Origin of the sequence: Mesorhizobium sp. M2E.F.Ca.ET.209.01.1.1 (genome assembly GCF_004010375.2) — a bacterium.
Lineage (GTDB): Bacteria > Pseudomonadota > Alphaproteobacteria > Rhizobiales > Rhizobiaceae > Mesorhizobium.
The window spans coordinates 1-411 of record NZ_SADP02000260.1; the positions used below are offsets into that span (position 1 = coordinate 1).

Sequence of the window (411 nt, forward strand, 5' to 3'; positions counted from 1 at the left end):
GACCAGCTCCAGCTTGACGTCCTCGGCCAGAAGACCGCGCAGCACATCGACCTCCCTTGCGTTGAAGGCGGCCACATAGTCGCCCAAGCGGCGCATGTCCTGCCGGTCTAGCGCCGGACGGGGCGACACCATCCGGGGGGCGGCCGCCAGCTGGCGTAGGCTCTCACGGCCACGCTGCAGCGCGCCCTTGATCGCTGTGTCGGAGGTTTCGAGGATTTCGCCGATCTCCTCCAGGCTGTGGCCCAGCACATCCTTCAGCACGACCGTGCATCGTTGCGTTGGCGGCAGCTGCATCAGTTCGGCCAGGCTCGCCTCGGCGGCAATGCGCGCATCCCGCGCCGAATTCTCGTCGGCGAGCGTGTCGAGCTCGATCTCGCTTTCGCGCCCGCGCGAACGAGCCCGCTTGCGCAG

General features: G+C 68.1%; 1 protein-coding gene. It reads right to left on the minus strand.

All coding sequences use genetic code 11. The annotated features are described in order from the left end of the window. On the minus strand, window positions 1-411 hold a 411-nt coding region (locus EN852_RS35555; RefSeq protein WP_246694503.1), incomplete at both ends, for a sigma factor-like helix-turn-helix DNA-binding protein.